The organism is Ruegeria sp. YTSA226, from assembly GCF_059609905.1.
This window is the reverse complement of sequence record NZ_JBXWMQ010000011.1, coordinates 62,546-86,809: the sequence shown is the minus strand read 5'-3', so window position 1 is coordinate 86,809 and position 24,264 is coordinate 62,546. Positions and strand designations below refer to the sequence as shown.

At 58.0% G+C, this 24,264-nt stretch carries 21 protein-coding genes; 10 read left to right on the top strand and 11 right to left on the bottom strand.

The window, feature by feature from the left end; genetic code table 11:
* Positions 1–118: 118 nt before the first annotated feature.
* Positions 119–985 carry a branched-chain amino acid aminotransferase gene (locus AC2FFF_RS14225; RefSeq protein WP_281973711.1) on the bottom strand — a complete coding sequence of 289 codons (867 nt, stop codon included), beginning with the start codon at positions 983–985 and terminating at the stop codon, positions 119–121.
* Between the two features lie 160 nt (positions 986–1,145).
* Between AC2FFF_RS14225 and AC2FFF_RS14220 the strand changes: the two genes are divergently transcribed.
* The 6 genes from AC2FFF_RS14220 to dxs all read left to right on the top strand — a co-directional run bounded on the left by AC2FFF_RS14220 (position 1,146) and on the right by dxs (position 6,402).
* On the top strand, positions 1,146–1,658 hold the full coding sequence (locus AC2FFF_RS14220) for a MarR family winged helix-turn-helix transcriptional regulator (protein WP_142640252.1): 513 nt from the start codon (positions 1,146–1,148) through the stop codon (positions 1,656–1,658).
* Complete coding sequence (locus AC2FFF_RS14215) at positions 1,655–2,356, top strand: response regulator (protein ID WP_281973712.1); 702 nt, start codon at positions 1,655–1,657, stop codon at positions 2,354–2,356. The genes AC2FFF_RS14220 and AC2FFF_RS14215 overlap by 4 nt, the downstream gene beginning before the upstream one ends.
* Positions 2,357–2,424: 68 nt before the next feature.
* The gene (locus AC2FFF_RS14210) at positions 2,425–3,351 is read left to right on the top strand and encodes a histone deacetylase family protein (RefSeq protein ID WP_281973713.1); all 927 of its coding nucleotides are present in this window, start codon (positions 2,425–2,427) and stop codon (positions 3,349–3,351) included.
* Positions 3,348–3,590, top strand: coding sequence for an exodeoxyribonuclease VII small subunit (locus AC2FFF_RS14205; RefSeq protein ID WP_142640258.1), 243 nt, complete (start codon positions 3,348–3,350; stop codon positions 3,588–3,590). The genes AC2FFF_RS14210 and AC2FFF_RS14205 overlap by 4 nt, the downstream gene beginning before the upstream one ends.
* Positions 3,591–4,457, top strand: a complete 867-nt coding sequence (locus AC2FFF_RS14200) for a polyprenyl synthetase family protein (protein WP_281973714.1) — start codon at positions 3,591–3,593, stop codon at positions 4,455–4,457.
* 16 nt (positions 4,458–4,473) lie between these two features.
* Entirely contained in the window at positions 4,474–6,402 is a 1,929-nt protein-coding gene (dxs, locus tag AC2FFF_RS14195; protein ID WP_142640262.1) for a 1-deoxy-D-xylulose-5-phosphate synthase, read from the top strand.
* A 222-nt stretch (positions 6,403–6,624) separates the two neighbouring features.
* On the opposite strand, the gene AC2FFF_RS14190 is transcribed toward dxs, so the two are convergent.
* On the bottom strand, positions 6,625–7,821 hold the full coding sequence (locus AC2FFF_RS14190) for a BCCT family transporter (RefSeq protein ID WP_142640264.1): 1,197 nt from the start codon (positions 7,819–7,821) through the stop codon (positions 6,625–6,627).
* 139 nt (positions 7,822–7,960) lie between these two features.
* Between AC2FFF_RS14190 and AC2FFF_RS14185 the strand changes: the two genes are divergently transcribed.
* From AC2FFF_RS14185 to msrA, 3 genes are all read left to right on the top strand, one after another.
* A complete protein-coding gene (locus AC2FFF_RS14185; RefSeq protein ID WP_281973715.1) occupies positions 7,961–8,839 on the top strand; it encodes a DMT family transporter in 879 nt (292 codons plus the stop codon).
* A gap of 93 nt (positions 8,840–8,932) precedes the next feature.
* Positions 8,933–9,382 (top strand): peptide-methionine (R)-S-oxide reductase MsrB, encoded by a 450-nt coding sequence (gene msrB / locus AC2FFF_RS14180; RefSeq protein WP_281973716.1) that lies wholly within the window; start codon positions 8,933–8,935, stop codon positions 9,380–9,382.
* Positions 9,379–9,888, top strand: a complete 510-nt coding sequence (gene msrA, locus AC2FFF_RS14175) for a peptide-methionine (S)-S-oxide reductase MsrA (RefSeq protein ID WP_496703196.1) — start codon at positions 9,379–9,381, stop codon at positions 9,886–9,888. The genes msrB and msrA overlap by 4 nt, the downstream gene beginning before the upstream one ends.
* A 21-nt stretch (positions 9,889–9,909) precedes the next feature.
* On the opposite strand, the gene AC2FFF_RS14170 is transcribed toward msrA, so the two are convergent.
* From AC2FFF_RS14170 to AC2FFF_RS14135, 8 genes are all read right to left on the bottom strand, one after another.
* Positions 9,910–11,913 carry a hydantoinase/oxoprolinase N-terminal domain-containing protein gene (locus tag AC2FFF_RS14170; protein WP_281973717.1) on the bottom strand — a complete coding sequence of 668 codons (2,004 nt, stop codon included), beginning with the start codon at positions 11,911–11,913 and terminating at the stop codon, positions 9,910–9,912.
* A gap of 72 nt (positions 11,914–11,985) precedes the next feature.
* On the bottom strand, positions 11,986–13,023 hold the full coding sequence (queG, locus tag AC2FFF_RS14165; RefSeq protein ID WP_496751128.1) for a tRNA epoxyqueuosine(34) reductase QueG: 1,038 nt from the start codon (positions 13,021–13,023) through the stop codon (positions 11,986–11,988).
* A 77-nt stretch (positions 13,024–13,100) separates the two neighbouring features.
* Entirely contained in the window at positions 13,101–13,766 is a 666-nt protein-coding gene (gene fzlA / locus AC2FFF_RS14160; protein ID WP_142640277.1) for an FtsZ-binding protein FzlA, read from the bottom strand.
* A gap of 58 nt (positions 13,767–13,824) precedes the next feature.
* Positions 13,825–14,559, bottom strand: coding sequence for a monofunctional biosynthetic peptidoglycan transglycosylase (mtgA, locus tag AC2FFF_RS14155; protein WP_496710615.1), 735 nt, complete (start codon positions 14,557–14,559; stop codon positions 13,825–13,827).
* Between the two features lie 39 nt (positions 14,560–14,598).
* On the bottom strand, positions 14,599–15,513 hold the full coding sequence (locus AC2FFF_RS14150; protein WP_142640281.1) for a Hint domain-containing protein: 915 nt from the start codon (positions 15,511–15,513) through the stop codon (positions 14,599–14,601).
* A gap of 184 nt (positions 15,514–15,697) precedes the next feature.
* Positions 15,698–20,230 (bottom strand): glutamate synthase large subunit, encoded by a 4,533-nt coding sequence (gltB, locus tag AC2FFF_RS14145; protein ID WP_281973719.1) that lies wholly within the window; start codon positions 20,228–20,230, stop codon positions 15,698–15,700.
* Positions 20,227–20,661 carry a GFA family protein gene (locus AC2FFF_RS14140; protein ID WP_281973720.1) on the bottom strand — a complete coding sequence of 145 codons (435 nt, stop codon included), beginning with the start codon at positions 20,659–20,661 and terminating at the stop codon, positions 20,227–20,229. The genes gltB and AC2FFF_RS14140 overlap by 4 nt, the downstream gene beginning before the upstream one ends.
* A gap of 23 nt (positions 20,662–20,684) precedes the next feature.
* Positions 20,685–22,118 (bottom strand): NAD(P)-dependent oxidoreductase, encoded by a 1,434-nt coding sequence (locus AC2FFF_RS14135; protein WP_281973721.1) that lies wholly within the window; start codon positions 22,116–22,118, stop codon positions 20,685–20,687.
* 230 nt (positions 22,119–22,348) lie between these two features.
* Here AC2FFF_RS14135 and AC2FFF_RS14130 point away from each other — a divergent pair, with 230 nt between their 5' ends.
* A complete protein-coding gene (locus AC2FFF_RS14130) occupies positions 22,349–23,152 on the top strand; it encodes an undecaprenyl-diphosphate phosphatase (protein WP_142640289.1) in 804 nt (267 codons plus the stop codon).
* Here the strand turns inward: AC2FFF_RS14130 and AC2FFF_RS14125 are convergent, their stop codons facing one another.
* On the bottom strand, positions 23,153–24,136 hold the full coding sequence (locus tag AC2FFF_RS14125) for a complex I NDUFA9 subunit family protein (protein ID WP_281973722.1): 984 nt from the start codon (positions 24,134–24,136) through the stop codon (positions 23,153–23,155).
* Between the last annotated feature and the right edge of the window lie 128 nt (positions 24,137–24,264).

Below are 24,264 nucleotides of genomic sequence, written 5' to 3'. Positions count from 1 at the left end.
ACCTACACCCCGCCACGCGTTCGTCCAGTTACCTGTACGATCTGCAATGAATTGCGAATGAACGGCAAAGAAAAACCCCAGCGAAATCGCGGGGGCTCTATCTGTCTCAAATCTGCGATCAGGCGCGGACCAGCGCCTCATAATCTGCGGCGATTTCGCGGGTGAGGTCACCGACCTCGAACGTATAGTCGCCGATCTGGCCCACAGGCGTGACCTCGGCCGCAGTACCGGTCAGCCAGCATTGTTCAAAATCGGCCATCTCTTCGGGTTTGATGCGGCGCTCATGCACCGTGATGCCTTTGTCTTTTAGCATCTGGATCACTGTCTGGCGGGTAATCCCGTTCAAAAAGCAATCGGCCAGCGGGGTATGAACTTCGCCGTCCATCACAAAGAAGACGTTCGCCCCGGTCGCCTCGGCAACATAACCACGCCAGTCCATGAACAGCGCATCCGAGCAGCCCTTGGCCTCGGCCTTATGCTTGGAAATGGTGCATATCATGTAAAGCCCGGCCGCCTTGGCATGGACCGGGATGGTTTCAGGGCTGGGCCGCTTCCATTCCGCGATATCCAGCTTGGCGCCCTGCATCTTGGCGTCGCCGTAATAGGCACCCCAGGGCCAGACCGCTACGGCCATGCGGACCGGGTTCTTGGCCGAGGCCACGCCCATATCCTCACCCGAACCACGCCAAACCAGCGCACGGACATAGGCGTCCTGCAAGCCACTTGCCTTCAGCGCGCCTTCCTTTGCCGCTTCGATCTGGTCGATCGTATAGGGCATCGGCATGTCCAGCGCCTTGGCCGAGGCGACCAGCCGTTCAGAATGCTCCCGACTTTTGAAAATTTTGCCGTTATAGGCCCGCTCGCCCTCAAAGACCGAAGACGCATAGTGCATCGCATGGCTCAGAATGTGGACATTCGCCTCGCGCCAGGGCACAAGTTCTCCATCCATCCAGATGACACCGTCACGATCATCATACCCCGCCATGCGAAACCTCCCTGCCTGGGTTGAATATTCCGATTATTGCGCAATATAGGTCCGAAGTGGACATAAAGTTGCGCAAAAACTGCGATTCGATACCTGTCCGCTCTTGGAATGTCAACAACGCTGACATAAACTCGGACCTGTGTAACGAATGAGGCAGACTATGTCAGATACCCGCCCCGCCCAGGCCTTTGGCGGAGAAAGCCTGTTGTTTCTTACGGATGAACAGCTGCGGCAGGGGATCGAGGCGATGTTTTTTGCCTATCGCGGGTTCACGGCGGACCCGGATCGCATTCTGACACAGCTGGCCTATGGGCGGGCACACCACCGTGCTATCCACTTTATAAATCGCGCACCGGGGACGACCGTCAATAACCTGCTTGCTATTCTTGGGGTGACGAAACAGTCTCTGAACCGGGTCCTTCGGACATTGATTGACGATGGGTTGGTCGAAAGCAGGGTCGGTACAGTGGACAAGCGCGAACGGCACCTGTTTCTGACCGAAGCCGGGAGGGCGCTTGAAACCAGGCTGTCCGAGGCCCAGCGCGTACGGATGCGCGCGGCCTATAAGGACGCAGGCCCAGAAGCGGTGTCTGGGTTTCGCAAAGTGCTTGAAGCAATGATGGATGCTGATATGCGTCATGCCTATACCAAATTGCGGGATACGACCTCATGAGTGATATGGATGCCCATCTGTTGATCGTTGACGATGACGAGCGTATTCGCGATCTGCTCAAGAAATTCCTGATGCGAAACGGGTTTCTGGTGACCGCGGCGCGGGATGCGGCCCATGCACGTCGGGTGCTGTCGGGGCTGGATTTCGACATGATCGTTCTGGATGTGATGATGCCCGGCGAAGATGGTGTCAGCCTGACCAGAGCCCTGCGCGAGACCCACACCACCCCGATCCTGTTGCTGACGGCGCGGGGCGAAACCGAACACCGTATCGCCGGGCTTGAGGCGGGGGCCGATGATTATCTGGCCAAACCGTTCGAGCCCAAAGAGCTTTTGTTGCGGATCAATGCGATCCTGCGCCGGATGCCGGAAACCCCGGCACAGGATGCCGCATCCAAGATTCTGCATCTCGGCCCGATCCGCTATGATGTTGAGCGCGGTGAGATGTGGCGGGGAGAAGAAACGGTCCGCCTAACCGCAACGGAAAGCCAGCTGATGAAGATTTTCTCGGCCCAAGCCGGCGCCCCTATCAGTCGCGCCAAGCTGGTCGAGGATCTGGGCCGTGATAAGGGTCAGGCGCAGGAGCGTGCCGTGGATGTGCAGATCACACGGCTGAGACGCAAGATCGAGCAAGACCCGAAACAACCCCGGTACCTGCAGACCGTGCGCGGGGCCGGGTACATGCTGGCACCGGATTGATTGAGCCGCTGCGTGGCGGTTCTTTGCCTTCGGCGAAGGTATTTTGACCAGATGAACAGGGGATTGTGATGAAAACTGCCCTTTTGACCCATGCGGATTGTCTTGGGCACGTGACACCCGAGGGGCATCCGGAACAAGTCGCGCGACTGGAACATATCCTTCATGCGCTGGATAGGCTGGACCTGGATCGTGTGACCGCGCCGCTTGCAGCCGATGACGACCTGCTGCGTATTCACCCCGAAAGCCATATTCGCGACATCCGCAAAAGTCGCCCGACAGAGGGATTCCGGCAGGTGGACGGCGATACATTCATGTCGCCGGGATCTGTAGATGCGGCCTATAGGGCTGCAGGGGCTGTGGTAAAAGCCGTGGATTTAGTGCTGGGCGGAGAAGCCCCAAATGCGTTCTGTGCCATTCGCCCTCCCGGCCATCACGCCGAGAATGAAACCGCCATGGGGTTCTGCCTGTTCGGCAACGCCGCATTGGGGGTGAAACACGCGTTGGATCATCACGGTCTGCGTCGCGTCGCTGTGGTGGATTTCGATGTGCATCACGGCAATGGCACGCAGGATTTGCTTTGGGATGAGCCGCGCGCGTTGGTGATCACCAGCCAACAGATGCCCTTGTGGCCGGGATCAGGCCGCTCCGACGAGACCGGCGCCTTTGACAACGTCCTGAATATTCCATTGCCCCCCGGAACCGGCGGCGCCAAGATGCGCGCCGCCTATGAAACATTGGCTTTCCCGCGACTGCGCGCCTTCAAACCCGAGCTGATCATAATCTCTGCCGGGTTTGACGCCCATCAGGATGATCCGCTGGCCAATCTGAACTGGGCCACCGAAGATTTCGCCTGGATCACTGCCGAATTGTGCAAGATTGCCGATGAGCATTGCGCGGGACGTATCGTCTCGACTTTGGAGGGCGGGTATGATCTGAAAGCGCTGGCCGAGGCCACCCGTGCCCATGTGGAAGAGTTGATGAAGGCAGCCCGATGACAGATACACCCGTTGACCAGATGACATTCGAACAGGCGATGAAAGAGCTTGAGGCCGTTGTCGGCCAGCTGGAGCGTGGAGATGTGGCGCTGGACCAGTCCATCGCCTTGTATGAACGGGGTGCAGCGCTGAAGAAACGCTGCGAGGATGAACTGAAGCGGGCCGAGGAAAAAGTGGCCGCGATCACCTTGGACGCCGATGGTCAACCGACCGGGACGACGGTTGTCGAAGGCCAGTAAATGTTTCGCGAAAGACTGGTGCAGGATGCGACGCTGATTCAGGGTCATTTTGATCTGGTTCTGGGCGCGCTGGACTATCTGGATGTGACACAGGCGATGGCCTATGCCACGCAAGGCGGCAAAGGTCTGCGCGGGTTTTTGGTGCTGGAAAGCGCGCGGCTGCATGATGTGGATACAGCGCGGGCGATCTGGCCTGCCACGGGGATCGAGGCGTTGCACGCCTATTCTCTGGTGCATGATGACCTGCCCTGCATGGATGACGACGATTTGCGTCGCGGGCGCCCGACAGTTCATGTGAAATGGGATGAGGGCATCGCGGTTTTGGCAGGCGACGCGTTGCAGACGCTGGCATTCGAACTTTGCACCCGTCCCGAAATTGGCCCCGCCGAAATTCGCGCGGAATTGGCCTTGTCTCTGGCGCAGGCAAGCGGAGCGCAGGGCATGGTGCTGGGCCAGGCGCTGGATATCGCGGCGGAATCGGCAGACTCTCCGCTGACGCTGGAAGAAATCACCCATTTGCAGGCAGGAAAAACCGGAGCGCTGATCGAGTGGTCTGCATGCGCCGGCGCGCGTCTGGCCCAAGCTGATCTTGCGCCCTTGCGCCAATATGCCCAATCCCTTGGTCTTGCTTTTCAAATCGCAGATGACATCTTGGATATAGAGGGTAACGCCGAAATTGCGGGCAAGCGCCTTCAGAAGGATGCCGAGGCGGGAAAGGCCACGTTTGTATCTCTGCTGGGCCTCGACGCCGCCAGAACCCGTGCCGCGGAGCTGGTGGAACAGGCCTGCGCCGCGTTGGAAGGCTATGGCGCGTCGGCTGAAACCTTGAAGGACGCCGCCCGCTTCGTTATTGCCCGGGACAGCTAAGCCAGGAACGCGCCATATGTCTGACCGCCCGAACACTCCTCTGCTGGATCTTGTGAACCGCCCGGCCGACCTGCGGCAGTTTTCGGACGCGCAGCTGCATCAGGTGGCGCAGGAATTACGGGCCGAGACGATCTCGGCCGTGTCGGTCACCGGCGGGCATCTGGGTGCGGGTCTGGGCGTGGTGGAACTGACCACCGCGCTGCATGCGGTATTCGATACGCCGCGTGACAAAATCATCTGGGATGTCGGGCACCAGTGCTATCCGCATAAAATCCTGACCGGGCGTCGCGACCGGATCCGTACCCTGCGCCAACCAGGTGGGTTGAGCGGGTTCACCAAGCGCAGCGAAAGCCCCTACGACCCTTTTGGCGCGGCGCATTCCAGCACCTCGATCAGTGCGGCCCTTGGCTTTGCCGTGGCGCGAGATCTGGGTGGCGTGACGCCCGAAGGCCTAGGCGATGCGATTGCGGTAATCGGCGATGGTTCGATGTCGGCGGGTATGGCGTTTGAGGCGATGAACAATGCGGGCCACCTGAAAAAGCGCCTGATCGTTATCCTCAACGACAATGAAATGAGCATCGCACCGCCGGTTGGCGCCCTGTCAAGTTATCTGTCGCGCATTTACGCCGAAGAACCGTTCCACGATCTGAAGGCCGCCGCCAAGGGCGCAGTGTCCTTGTTGCCGGAACCGTTCCGCGAAGGCGCCAAACGCGCCAAGGAAATGCTCAAGGGCATGGCCGTAGGCGGTACTTTATTCGAAGAACTGGGCTTTTCCTATCTCGGCCCGATTGACGGGCACGACATGGATCAGCTGTTGCCGGTGCTGCGCACGGTCAAGGCACGGGCGACCGGCCCGATCCTGATCCATGTGTTGACCAAAAAGGGCAAGGGCTATGCCCCCGCCGAGCAGGCCCGCGACAAGGGTCACGCGACCGCGAAATTCGATGTTGTGACGGGTGAGCAAAAGAAGGCGCCGTCAAACGCACCGTCCTATACTTCGGTCTTCGGCAAGACGCTGGTGGAAGAAGCCGCGCGGGACGATAAGATCGTCGCCGTCACCGCCGCCATGCCCGATGGAACTGGGTTGAACCTGTTTGCCGAACGCTACCCGTCACGTTGTTTCGATGTAGCGATTGCGGAACAGCATGGTGTGACGTTCTCGGCGGCTTTGGCTGCCGGTGGGATGAAGCCGTTCTGCACCATGTATTCGACCTTCCTGCAACGCGGCTATGATCAGGTCGTGCATGATGTGGCCATTCAGCGCCTGCCCGTGCGATTTGCCATCGACCGCGCTGGTCTGGTGGGCGCTGATGGGGCGACCCATGCCGGATCGTTTGACATTGCCTATCTGGCCAACCTACCGGGCATGGTCGTGATGGCCGCCGCAGACGAGGCCGAGCTGATGCATATGGTGGCCACCGCCGTCGCCCACGACGAAGGCCCGATCGCCTTCCGCTATCCCCGCGGTGAAGGCGTGGGCGTGGACCTGCCCGAGCGTGGTGAAGTGCTTAAAATCGGCAAAGGCCGGATAATTCAGAAGGGCGCGCGTGTGGCACTGCTGTCTTTCGGTACGCGCTTGGCCGAGGTACAAAAAGCCGCCGAGGCCTTATCCGCACGCGGCATCACCCCCACCATCGCCGATGCACGTTTCGCCAAACCGCTGGACCGCGACCTGATCCTGAATCTGGCCTCCGATCATGAGGCGCTGATTACCATCGAAGAGGGTGCGATTGGCGGTTTCGGCAGCCATGTGGCGCAGCTACTGGCCGATGAGGGTGTGTTTGATCAGGGCCTTAAATACCGCTCGATGGTGTTTCCGGATATCTTCATTGATCAGGCAAACCCGGCGGATATGTATGCGGTTGCCGGTATGAATGCCGAACAGATCGAGGCCAAGGTCCTGTCTGTTCTGGGTGTGGCCACGATTGGTGAAAAACGCGCCTGAGGGACCATTAAGGTTATCAACTCCAAGGAAGAGCGTGCCTCAAGATAGCTCTTCAGTGAGTGAAGATTGAACTAAACCAACATAAGTAAAAGATATTGCAAGTTTGTGATTTCACACGTGTCGCTTTTGTTTCGCCTTTTTGACTCTTTCTGCATTGCTTACACAGTGCCGGCCAAAAAAACGGGCGCCTCAGCGCCCGTATTAGCTTTTTGTCGATGTTGATCAGTGAACCGTCTCGACCTTGTGGAAATCCAGATCACGGTCTTCGGGCATCCCAGTTATGCTCAGCACCTCTTTGCGTTTGGTGATCAGGATATAAACCACACAGGCCAGATAGAGGCCGACAACAACTGCGCCGATCCACTGGATCTGCAACCACTGGCTTTGGAACAGCAAGGTCAGGACGAACAGCAGCACAACATTGCCCGCCACATAGATCGCTTTACCAAAGCGGGCGACTGTCATGTTCAGGTTGTCCGTATAGAGCCTAATCAACGAATCCAGTGAGTTGATCACGAAGGTCACGCCCACAATCACCATCGCAATGTTGGTGATGCCTGCGGTGCTGATGCCGTTCAGGTGGTAATAGTAGAGAACGGTGAACCAGATCGCCAAGGGTATCGACGGAAAGATCAGCAGAGCAGCCAGTAGCTGCCAGGTCTTCAGCCCACCTACAAAGCGAGATGTGAACTGGCCGATCATGATCGACCAGGCAAACCACCAGAACAGGTAGAAGGCGTGATAATCTGTCAGCGGCAGGACAAACTTGTGCAGGTTGGTGAAATAGGCACCAACATTGCTTCCGGTTTCCACAAAGCCATTCACGCCCATGCCCGCAGCAACCCACATGCCCAGGATCAGTGCCAGGAACAAAAAGGTCGAGCCCACCGACAGGATACGCACGTATTTCAGGTCGGTCGAAGAATAGGCCGCTGCCAGAATGACGACAAACACGATGACATAGAAGGTGGTGACCACTGACTCGCCGTCTCCGACCTCGGGCAGGTAGCCGGGCAGGTAGATCAGGAACAGGCTGGCGGTGAAAGCGCAGGTGCCGATGATGACCACATTGTTGATCAGCTTGACCAGCGGGATTTCAAAGAACTTCACGCGCGGCTCGATGACACAGAAATAGAACGCAGTCAGAAAGTAGAACGCCCAGATCAGAAAGCCCCAGAACCCGAATTCGATCGCCAGTGGGTTGGCAAACGCATAGGCGGGGTCTTCGGCATAGCCGCCGAATTCGGTCAGCGGAAACATGATCAGGCCGACATCCAACCCGGATGTGAACAGGATCGCGATGAAGGTGAACAGATGAACCGGCGTCACGCCGACAATCCGCAGATTCCACCACTTCACCACAAAGAAGGCCACAAGGCCCAACGCCAGCAAGACGCCAAATGATAGTATGTACTCCAATAGCACCGACAATCCTCCCATTAATGTCAGTTCATGACGCTGTTATAGTTTATTGGCTGATCAATCAATAAAAACAGCACTGCTTGCGGCGCGCGCTTATTCGGTCAACAGTGCGCGAAAATCTGAACAGGGGGTCGCGATGGATTTTCGCGCAATGGCCATGGGGCTGACATTTGCGTTTATCTGGTCTTCGGCCTTCACCTCGGCCCGGATCATCGTGGCGGACGCATCGCCGTTGTTTTCCCTGGCTCTGCGGTTTCTGATCTCGGGTTTGATTGGCGTCGTGATTGCACGGGCGATTGGCCAAAGCTGGCGGCTGACGCGGTCACAATGGCATGCAACCATCCTGTTCGGGATATGTCAAAATGCCCTTTATTTGGGCCTAAACTTCTATGCGATGCAAACAATCGAGGCCTCTGTTGCCGCCATCATCGCCTCGACCATGCCATTGCTGGTTGCCTTGGCCAGTTGGCTGTTTATGGGCGACAGATTACGGCCAGTTGGAATTGTAGGCCTGTGTGCCGGGTTCGCCGGTGTTGCTCTGATCATGAGCAGTCGGATCGGCGACGGCGTTGATCTGTTCGGCGTCATGCTTTGTGGCATTGGAGCGCTTGCGCTGACATTTGCCACGCTCGCAGTGCGTGGGGCGACATCGGGCGGGAATTTCATGATGGTGGTTGGCTTACAGATGCTGGTCGGATCGGCCATTCTGTTTGTTGCAGCACCGGTATTCGAAACGATTCATATCCACTTGACGGTGCCGCTGGTCCTGGCCTTCACCTATACAACTCTGTTTCCCGGCCTTCTGGCCACGTTCATCTGGTTCCTGCTGCTGGATCGGATCGGCGCAACCCGGGCGGCCACGTTTCACTTTCTCAACCCGGTCTTTGGTGTCACCATCGCCGCGATCTTGTTGGGGGAAAAACTGGGGCCGCTGGATGCGGTCGGGGTTCTTATCACAACACTGGGCATTCTGGCGGTGCAACTGTCTCGCCAACCCGGCAGAAAACCAGCCTGACCTTGCACAACTGCGCGAGCCCGGCAGAACACCCTTTGCTTTCCGCCAATAATCCCCATCTATTATGCGAACCACCAGAAGTCCGGAGGAGCAATGACCCGTTACACCAAATCCCCTGAGGCCGTCGCCGCATTGTCGCCCGAGGAATTCCACGTCACGCAAAACAGCGGCACCGAACGGCCCGGAACTGGCAAACTGCTGAATAACAAAGAACCCGGCATCTACGTGGATATCGTCTCGGGTGAGCCTTTGTTCGCCTCGGCGCACAAGTACGAATCCGGCTGCGGCTGGCCCAGTTTCACCAAACCAATCGTGCATGAGCATGTTGAAGAACTGCGCGATGCCTCGCTGGGTATGATCCGGACCGAAGTTCGCTCGAAACATGGCGATAGCCATTTGGGGCATGTATTTCCCGACGGCCCCCGCGAACATGGCGGGCTGCGATACTGTATCAACTCAGCCTCATTGCGGTTCGTCCATCGCGATCAGATGGAGGCCGAGGGCTATGGCGAATTCCTGATTCATGTGGAGGAGATCGAATGACCGAACAACGCGCTGTTCTGGCCGGAGGCTGCTTTTGGGGCATGCAGGATCTGATCCGCAAACGCCCAGGCGTTTTCCGCACTCGCGTCGGATATACTGGTGGAGACGTGCCCAACGCCACTTATCGCAACCACGGCACCCATGCCGAGGGAATCGAGATCTTTTACGATCCTACTGTGACCACCTATCGCGATCTGCTTGAGTTTTTCTTTCAGATCCATGACCCGACTACGGTGAACCGGCAAGGGAACGACATGGGGATGAGCTATCGCTCGGCCATTTATTATGTCGATGACGCCCAGAAACAGGTCGCCCTGGACACCATTGCCGATGTGAATGCCAGTGGCATCTGGCCCGGCAAGGTCGTGACCGAGCTGGAACCCGTTGGCGATTTCTGGGAGGCCGAGTCCGAGCATCAGGATTATCTTGAACGCATCCCGAACGGCTATACCTGCCATTTCCCGCGCCCGGATTGGGTTCTGCCCAAACGCGACGCGGCCGAGTAAGGATTAGCCCCGGATCAGGGGCTAGTCAGACGCCACCCGCGGCCTTCCACTGGCCTCGACGGTGATCATTGCCTCAACAAAGACCTCCTGCGCTTCGATGCGGGCGGTGCGGATATCCCGGTCGACGATCACTCGGATATCCTCGGCACCGGCTCCGCGCACTTCTCCTTCCGCCTCATCCCTCAGGATGGATTCCAGCAGCGCCATCGCCTCGTCAGAATCGCTAAAGTCCTGAGGCCCGTCTTCAAGATGCACCCTGTACCGCCCTTCGGATGGCGCGGTGACGGTCCCGGCCCGGCGCAGTGTCAGCCTGCCAACCACAGCTCCAATCGCATTGGCCACGCCCGTGTGTTCCGGCAGAATCATGCGGCATCGCAATCTTTCCCCGACTGCGGGGTAATAGCTGGGGGCCGACGCCCCAAGACCGATCACATCCACATTCAGTGCCGCGTCCAGCGCCACCAAACCGCGATGCCCGGCCAGACCTTTCCGCGTCAAAACATGCCGGGCCAGATCGGGTGCCAGAACGCCGAAATCCTCGGCTTCTTCTGAAAAAGCGGTCTCTAACAAGGTCAAAGAGGTCTGTTCGGTCAGCTGATCAACGATCATCTGCGCCAACAGATCCGGTGTTGCAGCCAGCATATCACCGGTGCCAATCCGTTTTCGCGCCACCAGTTCCAGCGCTTTGCGTGCAGCCTCTGCGTCCCAGGCATCCAAACGGCCCAGAACATGGCTGGCATCCGAAGGTGTCACGCCGGATACCTGAACGATTCCACGATCCATCAAACGAGTAAGTGCGCCTGTCTCCATCCGCGTTTTAAGCAAATCGGACAGCGGCAGGACCTTCTGCCCCAAGCGATCCACCAGGGCGGTTTCCCTTGCCCCCAGACCTTCGGCATGAACACCCGGTACCAGACGTGCGAACCGGGTGTCATGTTCACCCACGGTTGGGGCCCGCAACTGCGCATCCAAGGCCGTGTGAACCTCGTCGGGCGCTTCTGACGCGATCAGAGATACGGGCAAAACACGGCGCGGTCCCAGGAAGATGCCCCCGCCCAGCCCTTCGGTTACAACATGTACCTGACTGTCCCCGCCCAACCCGTGGGTCCGCATTGCGACGGCCTCCACCATGGTGCGAAAGCCGCCAACCCTGGCACCTTCGGGATCAATGGCGGGCTTGCCATCCCGGATCAAGGCGACATCGGTCGTGGTACCACCGATATCTGATACCAGCGCGTTCTCGGCTCCCGTTAGCCAGCGCGCCCCGACGATCGAGGCCGCAGGGCCGCTCAAAATCGTTTCAATCGGTCGATCCCGCGCCTGTTCGGCGCTCATCAACGCTCCGTCGCCTCGAACCACCATCATTGGCGCTGAAATTCCTAGCGTCACAAGCTGATCCTGTGCCCGTCCGATCAAGCGGTCGATCATGCCAATCAACCGTGCATTCAGCACCGCAGTCACCGCACGTTTTGGGCCATTCAACTTGGCCGACAGATGGTGCGAACATGTCACCGGCGCACCCGTCCGATCAGTAATAATGCGGGCGACCTCAAGTTCATGCGCCGGGTTTCTGGTGGCGAACTGACCGGCCACCGCGAAGCCGGAGATACCAGAATTAGAGTCTAAAAAGGCTTCTACCGCCTGAACATCCAATGGCCTGGCCTCTGTTCCCGCATGCGTGTGACCGCCCGCCACAACCAAAGCTGGATCCCCTTTCAAAGCATCCCGCAGACCATGCTTTTCCAGATCACTCTCCCTGAACCCGATATAGATCAGAGCAACCCGGCCACCCTGCCCTTCGACCAGCGCATTCGTGGCCAATGTCGTTGACAGCGACGCCATTGAGATCTGCTCCGGTGACACCTGAGCCTGCGTCAGAACCGCAGAAATCGCCTTGCCAACGCCAATCGCCAGATCAGCTCGTGTTGTCAGAGATTTGGCTGAAGCAATCACCTCAGTCTCATCCCGGACCAGCACCGCATCCGTATAGGTTCCGCCTGTATCAACCCCCAAAGCCAGCGCCATCGGGTTCTCCTTCCTGTTCGCTGTGATTGGGTTTAGCGGTTTGCACCGACACGTCCAGCCTGTTTGCGGCACCTAGGACAGTTGTTTGACCGCCCAGCGCGCGGCATCTGCCACGGCTGAATCCGGATCCTCTGTCAAATCCTGTGCAATCGGTATCAACCCCTGCAGGCCTGAGTTGCCAATGGCGTACAGCACATTTCGCACAAACCGGTCCCGTCCAATCCGCTTAATTGGAGAGCCCGAGAATTTCGTTCGAAATTCCGGATCGTCCAGGCCAGCCAATTCTGCCAGCCGAGGAGCCTTCAGATCCTCACGCGCTGCATAGCGCATGTCACTGGCCGTGACTGCGAATTTGTTCCAGGGGCAGGCGGCAAGGCAATCATCGCAACCATAGATCCGATTGCCGAGTTTCGCGCGCAGGTCTTCATCAACCGGACCCTTGTGTTCGATTGTCAGGTAAGAAATGCAGCGCCGCGCGTCCAACTGATAAGGCGCCGGGAATGCGTCTGTCGGACAGGCGGCCAAACAGGCCCGGCAGGATCCACAGTGATCCACCTCTGCTTGATCCGAAGGTAGGTCCAGAGTTGTAAAAACAGACCCTATAAAGGCCCAATTTCCCCAATCGCGACTTACAAGATTGGTGTGCTTACCCTGCCATCCCAACCCCGCAGCATGACCCAAGGCCTTTTCCGGAACCGGGGCGGTATCGACAAAGACCTTCACCTCGCCACCAGCCTCGGCTATCAACCAGCGGGCTAACCTTTTGAGCCGCTTCTTGACCAGGTCGTGATAGTCCTTGTTCTGCGCATAGACTGAGATCGCCCCCTTCTCGGGGTGATCCAGAATCTCGGTTGGATCATGTTCGGGCGCATAGCTTTCTGCCAACATGATCACCGATTTCGCCTCGGGCCAGAGCGCTGCCGGATCGCCTCGCCAATGGGTCCGCTCGGCCATCCATCCCATTTGCCCGTGATATTCGGCCTGCAGGAACGCCTCCAGCCGAGCGGGCACTTCGGGGACATCCCACGGGCGACAAATGCGACAAGACACAAAGCCCTCGCTCAGCGCCTGTGCCACCAGCCTATCCTTTATACCCGATCCGCTCTTCATCTGGCCCTAAATACCTTCGGGAGGAATCGCGCCCCAAGGCGCGATGGGGGGCAGACAGCCCCCCTTGTGCGACCCTATCAGAAATCCAGATCTGCGTAATGGGTGGGCGGCCTGAACCCAGGAACCTGATCCGCCAGGATCGACCGGAAAGCAGGTCTGGATTTGATCTTGGCGTACCAGTCTTTAACCGCCTGAGACCGATTCCAATCCACGTCTGAGATATAATCCAGCGTCGATAGATGCGCCGCAGCCGCAAAATCGGCCAATGTCATCTGATCCCCGGCCAGCCAACGGCGGTGATCCAGCAACCAGGCCATGTAATCCAGATGATACTTGATGGCCTTGGCACCTTGCTTGACATTTTTGCTGTCAGGATAGCCCTGACCGGTAACTTTCTTGTTCACGCGCTCATAAACCAGTTTGGATGTCACCTCGTGATGGAACTTGTCATCAAACCAGGCCACCAGCCGACGCACTTCGTATCGTGCCTCCGGCGTTTGGGGCATCAGCGCAGGATCGGGCCGGGTTTCTTCGATATATTCGCAAATCGCGTTGCTTTCGGACATGATCTTTCCGTCCAGACGAAGAACCGGGACTTTTCCGGCCGGGTTGCGCCGCAGGAAATCCGGGTCTTTCTCCCAGTATTTCTCCTCGACCAGCTCAACCTCAATCTTCTTTTCCGCCAGTGACAGGCGCACCTTGCGGCAGAAGGGGGACAAGGGAACATGAAACAAACGCGCCATGGGCTTCCAATCGAACCAGTGAATACACTCAAGCTTTAGCCTTGCAGGGCCTTGGGTTTCAATCCTCGAAACAATCCGCGCGACCATCTGCGCGAATGGTGGCCGCCCCATCGAGGATCGAGCCAGCCCGTCTGCGTGTGCGGACCGACGGATCCCGAACGGACCTGTTTTTGGGAGAAGGCAGGATTGCGGCAATACGTGCGGCCTGAACTGGCGACAGCTGGGCCGCGGTCACATTGAAGTTGCGCTGGGCTGCGGCCTCAACGCCAAACACACCTTCGCCAGTCTCGGCAACGTTCAAATAGACCTCGAGAATGCGCTGCTTGCTCCAGAAAATCTCGACCACGGGGGTGAGAGATGTCTCAAGCGCCTTACGCACCCAACTGCGTCCCTGCCACAGGAACACATTCTTCACCACTTGCTGCGTGATGGTTGAGGCGCCACGTGTACCGCCTTCCTCCAAAGCATCGCGAATGGCATCGACATCAAACCCCCAGTGCAGGCAGAAATTGGCATCCTCAGCCGCCACCACGGATCGCGCCATGACGGGCGAGATCTGTTCAATCGGCACCCAATCGCGCTGAACTTTGCCCAGCCGCCGCCATTCAGACCAGATCGTATGGGTTACCGGGGGATTCACCACAGAAAAAAGCACCACAAGCGCCACAACAAACGCAACCAGACCCAATACTGCGCGGGTCACCCAGCGGCGAATCCGCGATTGTGTCTGGTTCTTTGCCTTCGACGCCTTGCTTTTCTTACTGCTCGATTTGCGCGCTGCTTTCTTTGCCATATTGTTGCTATACGACGCGGCGACGATGTTTGGAACGGATTAAATCGCCAAAGCGCGCGCCTCGCGCGGGCGTATCACGGGGCGGGCGGTTTCTGGCAGGACCGCGTCGCGGGTCTGCAATTCGGGAAACAGGGCCAGAACTTCAGCCTTTGTCTCGGCGTCAGACTGAGAGAGCGCGTGCCCCGGGTAATAACTTTCGCTTTTGGCCCCATTTGCAATGACGATCTCATGGCGCGAAAAGAGAAGATGAATATAGTCGATCTGACCACCCTCAACACGCGTAACAGAATCCCCGTTGACCAGGCAATGCGCTGCGATCAGCACTTCGGAATGGCCGAACAAATACGGCGCCCGCCAGTCCGAGACCAGCATCCGGTGCTGTGGCGACACGATCAAAGGCTGTTCCAGCCCTAGCACGCCAGCCTCAAACCGAATGGGCGCCAGCTTGCCTTCGGCCTCAACCGTGGTCCGCCCCACCCAAAGCAGCGGCTGCGCACCGTTGTCCGATGTGATGACCATATCGCCGGGCTTCAGATCTTCGACTGAGCAAGCGCCGTCAGGCGTTTCGATCAGCGTTCCGGGGGTGAAACAGGGCGGGCCAAGATTGCCAACATCTAGCGGCCCCTGCGTGTTGACAAATGTTGATGAGACAAACGTGCCCGGTTGCAGAACCTGCCCGTCTGTTGGTGTAAAGACACGGGTTCCGTCAGCAAGATAGAAGGTCGTGCCGGTATAGGTGACATTGCCAACGCCTGTCACGTTAATCGTAACAACATCACCCGGCCACGACGAAGTTACATCCTGGCCGTTTACCGTATCCCCGCTGGGCGCGTCGATCTCGCCATCGTCATCCACATCGGTGAGGTTGAATTTATCAACAACTACCGATGTACCGCCCGGTGGCGGATTCGCGGGGTCAAACGAATAAAACTGATCAAGATAGGTGGTTGGCATCTAACAGACTCCTACGCATTCGCACGACTGCACAGCAGCCTAACCGCAACTTCCGAACAAAAAGTGACGAAATCTAGGCTTATTGGGCCCGTTTCGACAAGCAAACGACCACCTAGGACCAATAAAAGAAAACCCCACGTGGTTTAAAAGACACGCGGGGTTGCCATTTTCATTGGCCCTCAGATTACTCTGCAGGAACAGCTGTTGCCTCGACCGCCAACGGATGGCTGAGCTTGTTCAGCATCTCTTTCGGGCAGACCTGGATAAAGTTCGCCTTCTCGACCTCCCAGTGCTGCAGGATATCCGCAGCCTTGCGGCTAATGGTTTCGGCCTGATGGGTTTCGATCAGCGATTTCAGCTGGTCTTCCCAATGGCCAATGGTCACGGGGCATGTCACCAGCGTTTCCATATTCATCAGCGCCTGCGCCTTGCCGTCGGGGTCGTACAGGTAAGCCATGCCGCCTGTCATGCCCGCTCCGAAATTGGCGCCGATACTGCCCAGGATCACGGCGACCCCGCCGGTCATGTATTCGCACCCGTTCGAGCCGCAGCCTTCGATCACCACCTTGGCGCCTGAATTGCGCACAGCGAACCGTTCCCCGGCGCGGCCTGCTGCAAACAGATACCCGTCCGTGGCCCCATACAGAACCGTGTTGCCAATGATGGTGTTGTCATCCGCCTTCAGCGGGCTGACCTGCGGTGGACGCACAACAATCATACCACCAGACAAGCCCTTTCCGACATAGTCATTGGCATCACCCGAAACTTCAAGCTTGAGTCCCGGCGCTGCAAACGCTCCCAGCGACTGACCGGCAGAGCCCTGCAGCTTCACGTGCAGGTGATCCGACTGGAACGTGTTCCGCATCCCGAAATTTTGCACGATATGGCTGGAAACCCGCGTCCCAACGGTTCGGTGCGTGTTTTGCACTGCGTAAGACAGCTGCATTTTCTCGCCGTCTTTCAGGAACCGGGCGGCATCGCGCACGATTTCCGCATCCAGCGTATCGGGCACCGCGTTCCGGTCTCTGTCGCGATTATAGACGATGTTATGGGCACCATCGACGGTGATCAGCAGCGGGTTGAGGTCCAGATCATCCAGATGCGCCGACCCTCGGCTGACCTGCGCTAGCAGATCTGCCCGACCGATGATCTCGTCAATCGAGCGCGCACCCAGGCTGGCCAGCAGCTCGCGCACTTCTTGCGCGTAGAAGGTGATCAGGTTGACGACCTTATCGGCATTACCGGTGAATTTGGCGCGCAGGCTTTCGTCCTGAGTACACACGCCAACTGGGCAAGTGTTGGACTGGCACTGACGCACCATGATACAGCCCATCGCGATAAGGGCGGCAGTGCCTATACCGTATTCCTCGGCCCCCATCATCGCGGCCATGACGATGTCACGACCGGTACGCAAGCCGCCATCGGTTCGCAGGGTCACGCGATCCCGCAGGTTGTTCATCGCCAGAACCTGATGCGCCTCGGTCAGGCCCATCTCCCACGGCAGACCAGCATATTTGATGGATGTCGCAGGCGACGCGCCGGTGCCGCCATTGTGACCCGAAATAAGGATAATGTCCGCTTTTGCCTTGGCTACACCTGCAGCAATCGTGCCAACACCCGAGGACGCCACCAGCTTGACCGTCACCTTACAGCGCGGGTTGATCTGTTTCAGATCATAGATCAACTGCGCCAGATCCTCGATCGAATAGATATCGTGGTGCGGCGGCGGTGAGATCAGTGTTACACCCTTGGTCGAATGGCGCAGGCGCGCAATCAGGTCGGTGACCTTCATGCCAGGCAACTGCCCGCCCTCACCGGGTTTGGCACCCTGGGCAACCTTGATTTCCAGCTCTTCGCACTGGTTCAGGTATTCGGCGGTTACACCGAACCGGCCCGAAGCCACCTGTTTGATCTTGGCCGAGGGGTTGTCACCATTGGGTTCCGGCACGAAATGCGCCGGATCTTCGCCGCCCTCGCCGCTGTCGGATTTCGCCCCGATCCGGTTCATCGCAACGTTCAGCGTCTTGTGCGCCTCGGGCGACAGCGCCCCCAGCGACATGCCCGGCGTCACGAACCGTTTGCGGATCGAGGTGATAGATTCCACCTCTTCAATCGGGATCGGCTTGCTCAGCGGTTTGAAATCCATCAGGTCGCGCAGATGGATCGGCGGGTTCGATTGCATCTTGGCCGAATACTGCTTCCACAGCTCGTAAGACGCCTTGTTGCAGGCCATCTGCAGCATATGCATCGAGGTCGCTTCCCACGCATGGGTCTCGCCTGATTTACGGGCCTTATAGAAACCACCGATCGGCAGAACATCCAGACCGCTTTCCCAGCCCTTGGCATGGATCTCTTCGGCCTTGGATTGAATGCCGGTAACACCGATGCCGGAAATCCGGCTGGTCATACCGGGAAAAAACTCGGCGACCATGGCTCGGCTGAGGCCCACAGCCTCAAAGTTCAATCCGCCACGATAGGATGAGATCACCGAAATCCCCATCTTGGCCATGATTTTCAGCAAGCCCTGGTCAATCGCCTCGCGGTACCGCGCGACATTTTCGGTCAGGCTGCCATCCAGCAACCCGCGATCAATACGATCGGCCAGAGAATCTTCGGCCAGATAGGCGTTGACCACAGTGGCCCCGCACCCGATCAGAACGGCGAAGTAATGCGGATCAACGCATTCCGCCGACCGCACGTTCAGCGAGCAGAATGTGCGCAGACCCTTGCGGGTCAGATGCGAATGCACCGCGCTTGTTGCCAGGATCATTGGCATCGCCACGCGACCCAGACCTGAATTCATATCGGACAACACCAAATGCCCCGCGCCCGAGCGCACGGCCTCTTCGGCTTCGGCTCTAATACGGGCCAAAGCTGCGCCCAGCGCCCCTTGTCCGGCTTCAAAGCTACAGTCGATTTCTGCCAATGGGGCATTGAAGTTTTCTGCCAGTGCTTCCCATTGGGCATTGCCCACAAACGGGCTTTCCAGCACGATAATTTCGGTCTGGCTGCTGTCTTCATCCAGCACGTTTTTCAGGTTTCCGAACCGGGTTTTCAGCGACATCACACGATATTCGCGCAACGAGTCGATGGGAGGGTTGGTCACCTGGCTGAAGTTCTGGCGGAAAAAATGGCTGAGCGGACGGTACTGTTTCGACAGAACAGCCGATGGCGTGTCATCCCCCATCGAAGCCAGTGCCTCTTTGCCATCTTCGGCCATTGGCGCCAGAATCTGCTCCAGTTCCTCGATCGAATATCCGGCCGCGATCTGACGCTTGCGCAGCTCCTCGCCCGCATAGATCGGCGCTTCGGTGATGCCAGCCAGAGACTCGTCCAGATCGTTGATCTTGCCGACCCAATCGCCGAATGGCAGTGCGCGGGCCAGCTTGTTCTTGATCTGCGAATCGCGATACAGCTTGCCCTTTTTCATATCCACGGCCAGCATTTGGCCCGGGCCCAACGCGCCCTTTTCGGTCACGCTGGCCTCATCAATCGGGACCATCCCGGCCTCGGAGCCTGCAATCACAAGACCATCGCCAGTGACCACATAACGCATCGGACGCAATCCATTCCGGTCAAGACCGGCACAGACCCAGCGGCCATCGGTCATGGCCAACGCGGCAGGGCCATCCCAGGGTTCCATCACCGAGTTGCAGTAAGAATACATGTCGCGCCAGGCCTGCGGCAGTTCCACCGCTTGCTTGGACCAGCTTTCGGGCACCAGCATGGTTTTCGCCATCGGGGCCGAGCGGCCTGCGCGTACAAGAACTTCGAATACAGAGTCTAATGCGGCAGAATCCGACGATCCACCAGCGATGATCGGTTTGATATCCTCGGCGTAATCGCCAAAGGTGCCGCTGGCCATGCGGATTTCATGGCTTTTCATCCAGTTGACGTTGCCCCTGAGAGTGTTGATCTCACCGTTATGGGCCAGCATGCGGAACGGCTGGGCGAGCCACCATTGCGGGAAAGTGTTGGTCGAATAGCGCTGGTGATAGATGGCAAAGGCGGATTCGAACCGTTCATCCATCAGATCGGGGTAGAAAACCGCAACCTGCTCGGCCAGCATCATGCCCTTGTAGATGATTGACCGGCAGGACAGTGACGCCAGATACAGCCCGGAAATCCCGGCCGCTGCGGCAGCCTTTTCAATGCGGCGACGGATGACATAAAGCTCACGCTCGAATGTCTCTTCGTCCACGCCTTTGGAATTCGAGATCAGGATCTGCTCAATCTCGGGCCGTGTCGCGTTGGCCTTTTCGCCGAGGCAGGTGACATCAACCGGAACGTGGCGCCAGCCATAGATATAATAACCCATGCGCAGCACTTCGGATTCCACGATGGTCCGGCACTGTTCCTGCGCACCGAAATCGGTGCGGGGCAGAAAGACCTGACCAACCGCGATCAGCTGATCCAATTTGGGCTCGTGCCCGGTGCGACGGATCTGGTCATAGAAGAAAGGAACCGGGATCTGCACATGGATACCCGCGCCGTCGCCGGTCTTGCCATCCGCATCTACCGCGCCGCGGTGCCAGATCGCCTTGAGCGCGGCGATGCCAGCATCCACAACCTTGCGCGACGGCTTGCCATCGACTGAAACCACAAGACCCACACCGCAGGACGAATGCTCTTCTTCCTCGGAATAGAGACCGTTTTCGGCCATGAACTGACGTTTGGCTTCTTCGGCCCGCACCCAATCGGCATCATATTTGGTCATTGGCTGTCTCCTTCTTCCGGCAGGGCGTACATGGCTTCGACCTCAGCTTTGGTCATCTGCTTGCGCTCGCCTGCGAACGCGTACCCGTCGGGTTTTTTGTCGATATAAAGTTCCAGTTGCAGCGGGTTGTCCGTGTCGTCGAACAGGCCTGCTGCCATTTGGGTATGGCCGTGCATCTGACCTGGCAGGGTAATCCGGTACCAAAGCGCCGATCCGCAATCGGCACAAAACGCGCGTTCCGCCCAGTCCGAGGACGTGAAGGTCTTGACCGGTCCAAGCGCGGCATAGCCTTCTTGCGCGGGAAACGTTATCAGCATCGAGCTAGTCCAGCGGCGACACTGGTCGCAATGGCACGCGCCCAACGAATCTTTCGCCGGGGTGGCAGTCACTGTGACCGCGCCGCACATACATTGGCCTTGCAATTCGGGCATCTCTGTCCCTCCTGTCGCGGGGCTTATTCGGCTGCAACCGCAGCCGTGTTGTTGAAACGGTCAAGGATCGCGTCGGCGCAGTCGCGCCCATCGCGGATCGCCCAGACCACCAGCGAGGCACCGCGCACGATGTCACCGATGGCATAAACCCCGTCCATCTCGGTCTCGCCGGTCTCGAACGCTGCTTTTACAGTGCCCCAGCGAGTCACGGGCAGGTCAGGCTGGCCAAACAGGGTGGGCAGGTCTTCGGGCTCGAACCCCAGCGCCTTGATCACCAGATCAGCGTCTTCGACATAGTCCTCGCCTTCGATCAACTCGGGGGCCTGACGGCCGGTGGCATCGGGCTGACCCAGACGCATCTTCTGGACCATAACGCCGGAAACCTGATCATCGCCGGTAAAGCCCTTTGGTGCGCTTAGCCATTCGAATACGACGCCTTCTTCCTCGGCATTCTGCGTTTCGCGCTGCGATCCGGGCATGTTCGCGCGGTCGCGTCGATACAGGCATTTGACCGAGGTCGCACCCTGACGGATCGAAGTCCGTACGCAATCCATCGCGGTATCACCGCCACCGATCACGACAACTTTTTTGCCTTCGGCATTCAAACGGCCATTGTCGAAATCTTCGACCTCATCGCCAAAGCTTTTGCGGTTCGAGGCTGTCAGGAAGTCGATGGCCTTTTCAATACCCGTCAAACCGCTGCCAGGCATGGACAGGTCGCGCGACTTGTAAACGCCGGTTGCGATGATAATCGCATCATGTTTGGAACGGATTTCCGCGAATTTGGCGGCGTCCACGTCGCAATTCAGAACAAACTCAACCCCGCCATCAGCCAACAGGTCATTGCGGCGCTGAACAACGTCTTTTTCCAGCTTAAAGCCCGGAATTCCATACATCAGCAGTCCGCCTGCCCGGTCATGGCGATCATACACGGAGACCTGAATACCCGCACGGCGCAGCATGTCCGCCGCTGCCAGTCCACCAGGGCCGCCGCCGATGATGCCGACGCTTTCGCGGCGCTCAGCACCCGGTACGACCGGCTTGACCCACCCCTTTTCCCAGGCTGTGTCGGTGATATATTTCTCGATCGAGCCAATGGTAACAGTGCCGTGCCCGGATTGTTCGATCACGCAATTCCCTTCACACAGGCGGTCCTGTGGGCAGATGCGCCCACAAATCTCGGGGAAGGTGTTGGTGGCCTGACTGGTGTGATAGGCCTCTTCCAGACGGCCCGTTGCGGTCAAGTTCAGCCAGTCGGGGATGTTGTTGTGCAGCGGGCAATGCGACTGACAATAAGGCACACCGCATTGGCTGCAGCGGCTGGCCTGTTCTTCAGCTTTGGCAGCAGCGAATTCGGCATAGATTTCGTCAAAGTCTTCCGTACGGGCATCTGCGGCCCGTTTTTCCGGCATTACTCGGTCGATCTGCACAAATTTCAGCATCGGTTGCTTGGCCACGGGTCAGACTCCATGAATTGGCTTGGTCGCGCCTCTTTAAAAGATGCGTAGGGGGATTAAAAGTCAAGTGTGCTGACCTTTTTTCAAAAACTTTGCTGGATTCCACCGATGACCGGTGAGAAATACAGGATATTAGTTCCGATTCGGACCTATTTGCATCCTTTTCTTTTCCTTACCGCGCTTATACGCAGGGATCACAAAGAACACGTGGCGGCAGCACGGGCAGGTAAATGAGTCTTTTTCAGTTGATTCTTGCAGCAGTCATTCAGGGAATTACCGAATTTCTGCCGATCTCATCTTCGGGTCATCTGATACTTTTACCCAGCCTGACCGGTATGGACGATCAGGGGTTGGCCATCGATGTCGCTGTGCATGTGGGCACTCTGGGCGCCGTAATTCTGTATTTCTGGTCTGATGTGAAAATGGCGATTTCCGGACTGCCGCAGGCTCTTTTGGGGCGCACCGATACTCCACAAGCCCGATTGGCCCTGGGGCTGATTCTGGCCACGATCCCAACCGTCATTGTCGGAGCGATCCTGTTCAAAACCGGGCTCAGCCAGTCTCTGCGCTCAATGACGGTCATCGGCTGGACGATGCTGGGGTTCGGCATATTGCTCTACTGGATGGACCAGAAAGGGCCGCAAAGCAAAGAAACCTCTGACTGGGGCCTGCGCGATGCGATGATCATGGGCCTGTGGCAAGTCCTGGCGCTGATCCCCGGAACATCCCGGTCCGGGATCACGATCACCGGGGCGCGCCAGCTTGGATACAGCCGCGAGGACGGTGCACGCATCGCGATGTTGATGTCCATACCCACGATTCTGGCATCCGGAGCGCTGCTGTCCACAGAGGTCATCCGCCAGGCAAATGCCCAACTGGCGTTCGACAGTGCTGTTGCTGCGTTCTTTGCGTTTCTGTCCGCGCTGCTTGCCTTGTCGCTAATGATGCGTCTGTTGCGCAGCGTCAGCTTTACGCCATACGTGATCTACCGCGTAGTAGTGGGCGCAATCCTTCTGGTCATCGCCTACAGCTGATCAGGTCCGCATATTGCTGGCCGAGTTCTGTATGTCATCATACTGACCCGAGGGGCGGAACTTCCACAGATAATCCGGCAGGACCGATTCCAGCGTCGCCGGCTCGATCCCCAGATCGGCAAAGCCAAGCGCGCTATCTGAGACAACATTGTCGTGACGCAGATTCTTGAGCTGATCACGCGTCAGGATATTGTTCGGAAACAACTGAAAGCTCGCAAATTTCATTATGTCCAGCATTCCCGCCATGATCCGGGCCACCCAAAAGGGAATCCCAAGGATAATCCGGTGGCGGTTGATCACATCCAGCATTTGCTGCATCAACGCACGGAAGGTTTTCACTTCGGGTCCGCCCAATTCGTAGACACCCCCGCTGGCCTGCCCCAGCACGCCCTGCACCGCAGCCTTGGCGACATCATCCACATAGACCGGCTGAAATTGCGTCTGGGCCCCGACCAGCGGCAGAAATGGCCCCACCCGGGTCATCGCAGCGAAACGGTTGAAGAACTGATCCTCGGTTCCGAAAATCACCGAAGGGCGCAGGATCATTGCACCCGGCATATGCGCCAGAACACCGGCCTCGCCCCGCGCTTTGGTACGAGAATATTCGCTCCCCGCCTCGGCATTAGCACCAATGGCCGAGATATGGACCATACGGTTTACACCTTCAGCGGCTGCTAGACGCGCAACGCGTTCAGCCCCTTCGGTTTGAACGGTATCGAATTCATTCCGGCCAATCTCGTTCAACACACCAACACAGTTCACCACCGCATCAGCCCCCCGCATCGCCAAAGCAACCGAAGCGTCATCGCGGATGTTACACAGGACAGGTTCGACTTGCCCCACCGCACCGTAGGGTCTAACAAACATCGCTTCGTTCGGACGGCGCACCGCAACCCGAACGCGCCAGCCTTCATTCGCCAGACGTCGCGCAATATACCGGCCGACAAATCCGGATCCGCCATAAATCGTGACCAGTTTGGACATTTGAGGGCTCCTGCTATTGGGTCCTGATCCGATCTACCGCCCAATGCCCTTTCAAACAAGGCGCAATAACGCCGCGCAGCCACGAAAAAGCAACGCGGCACAGACGGTTGAAAGCAGTGGTTAAAAAA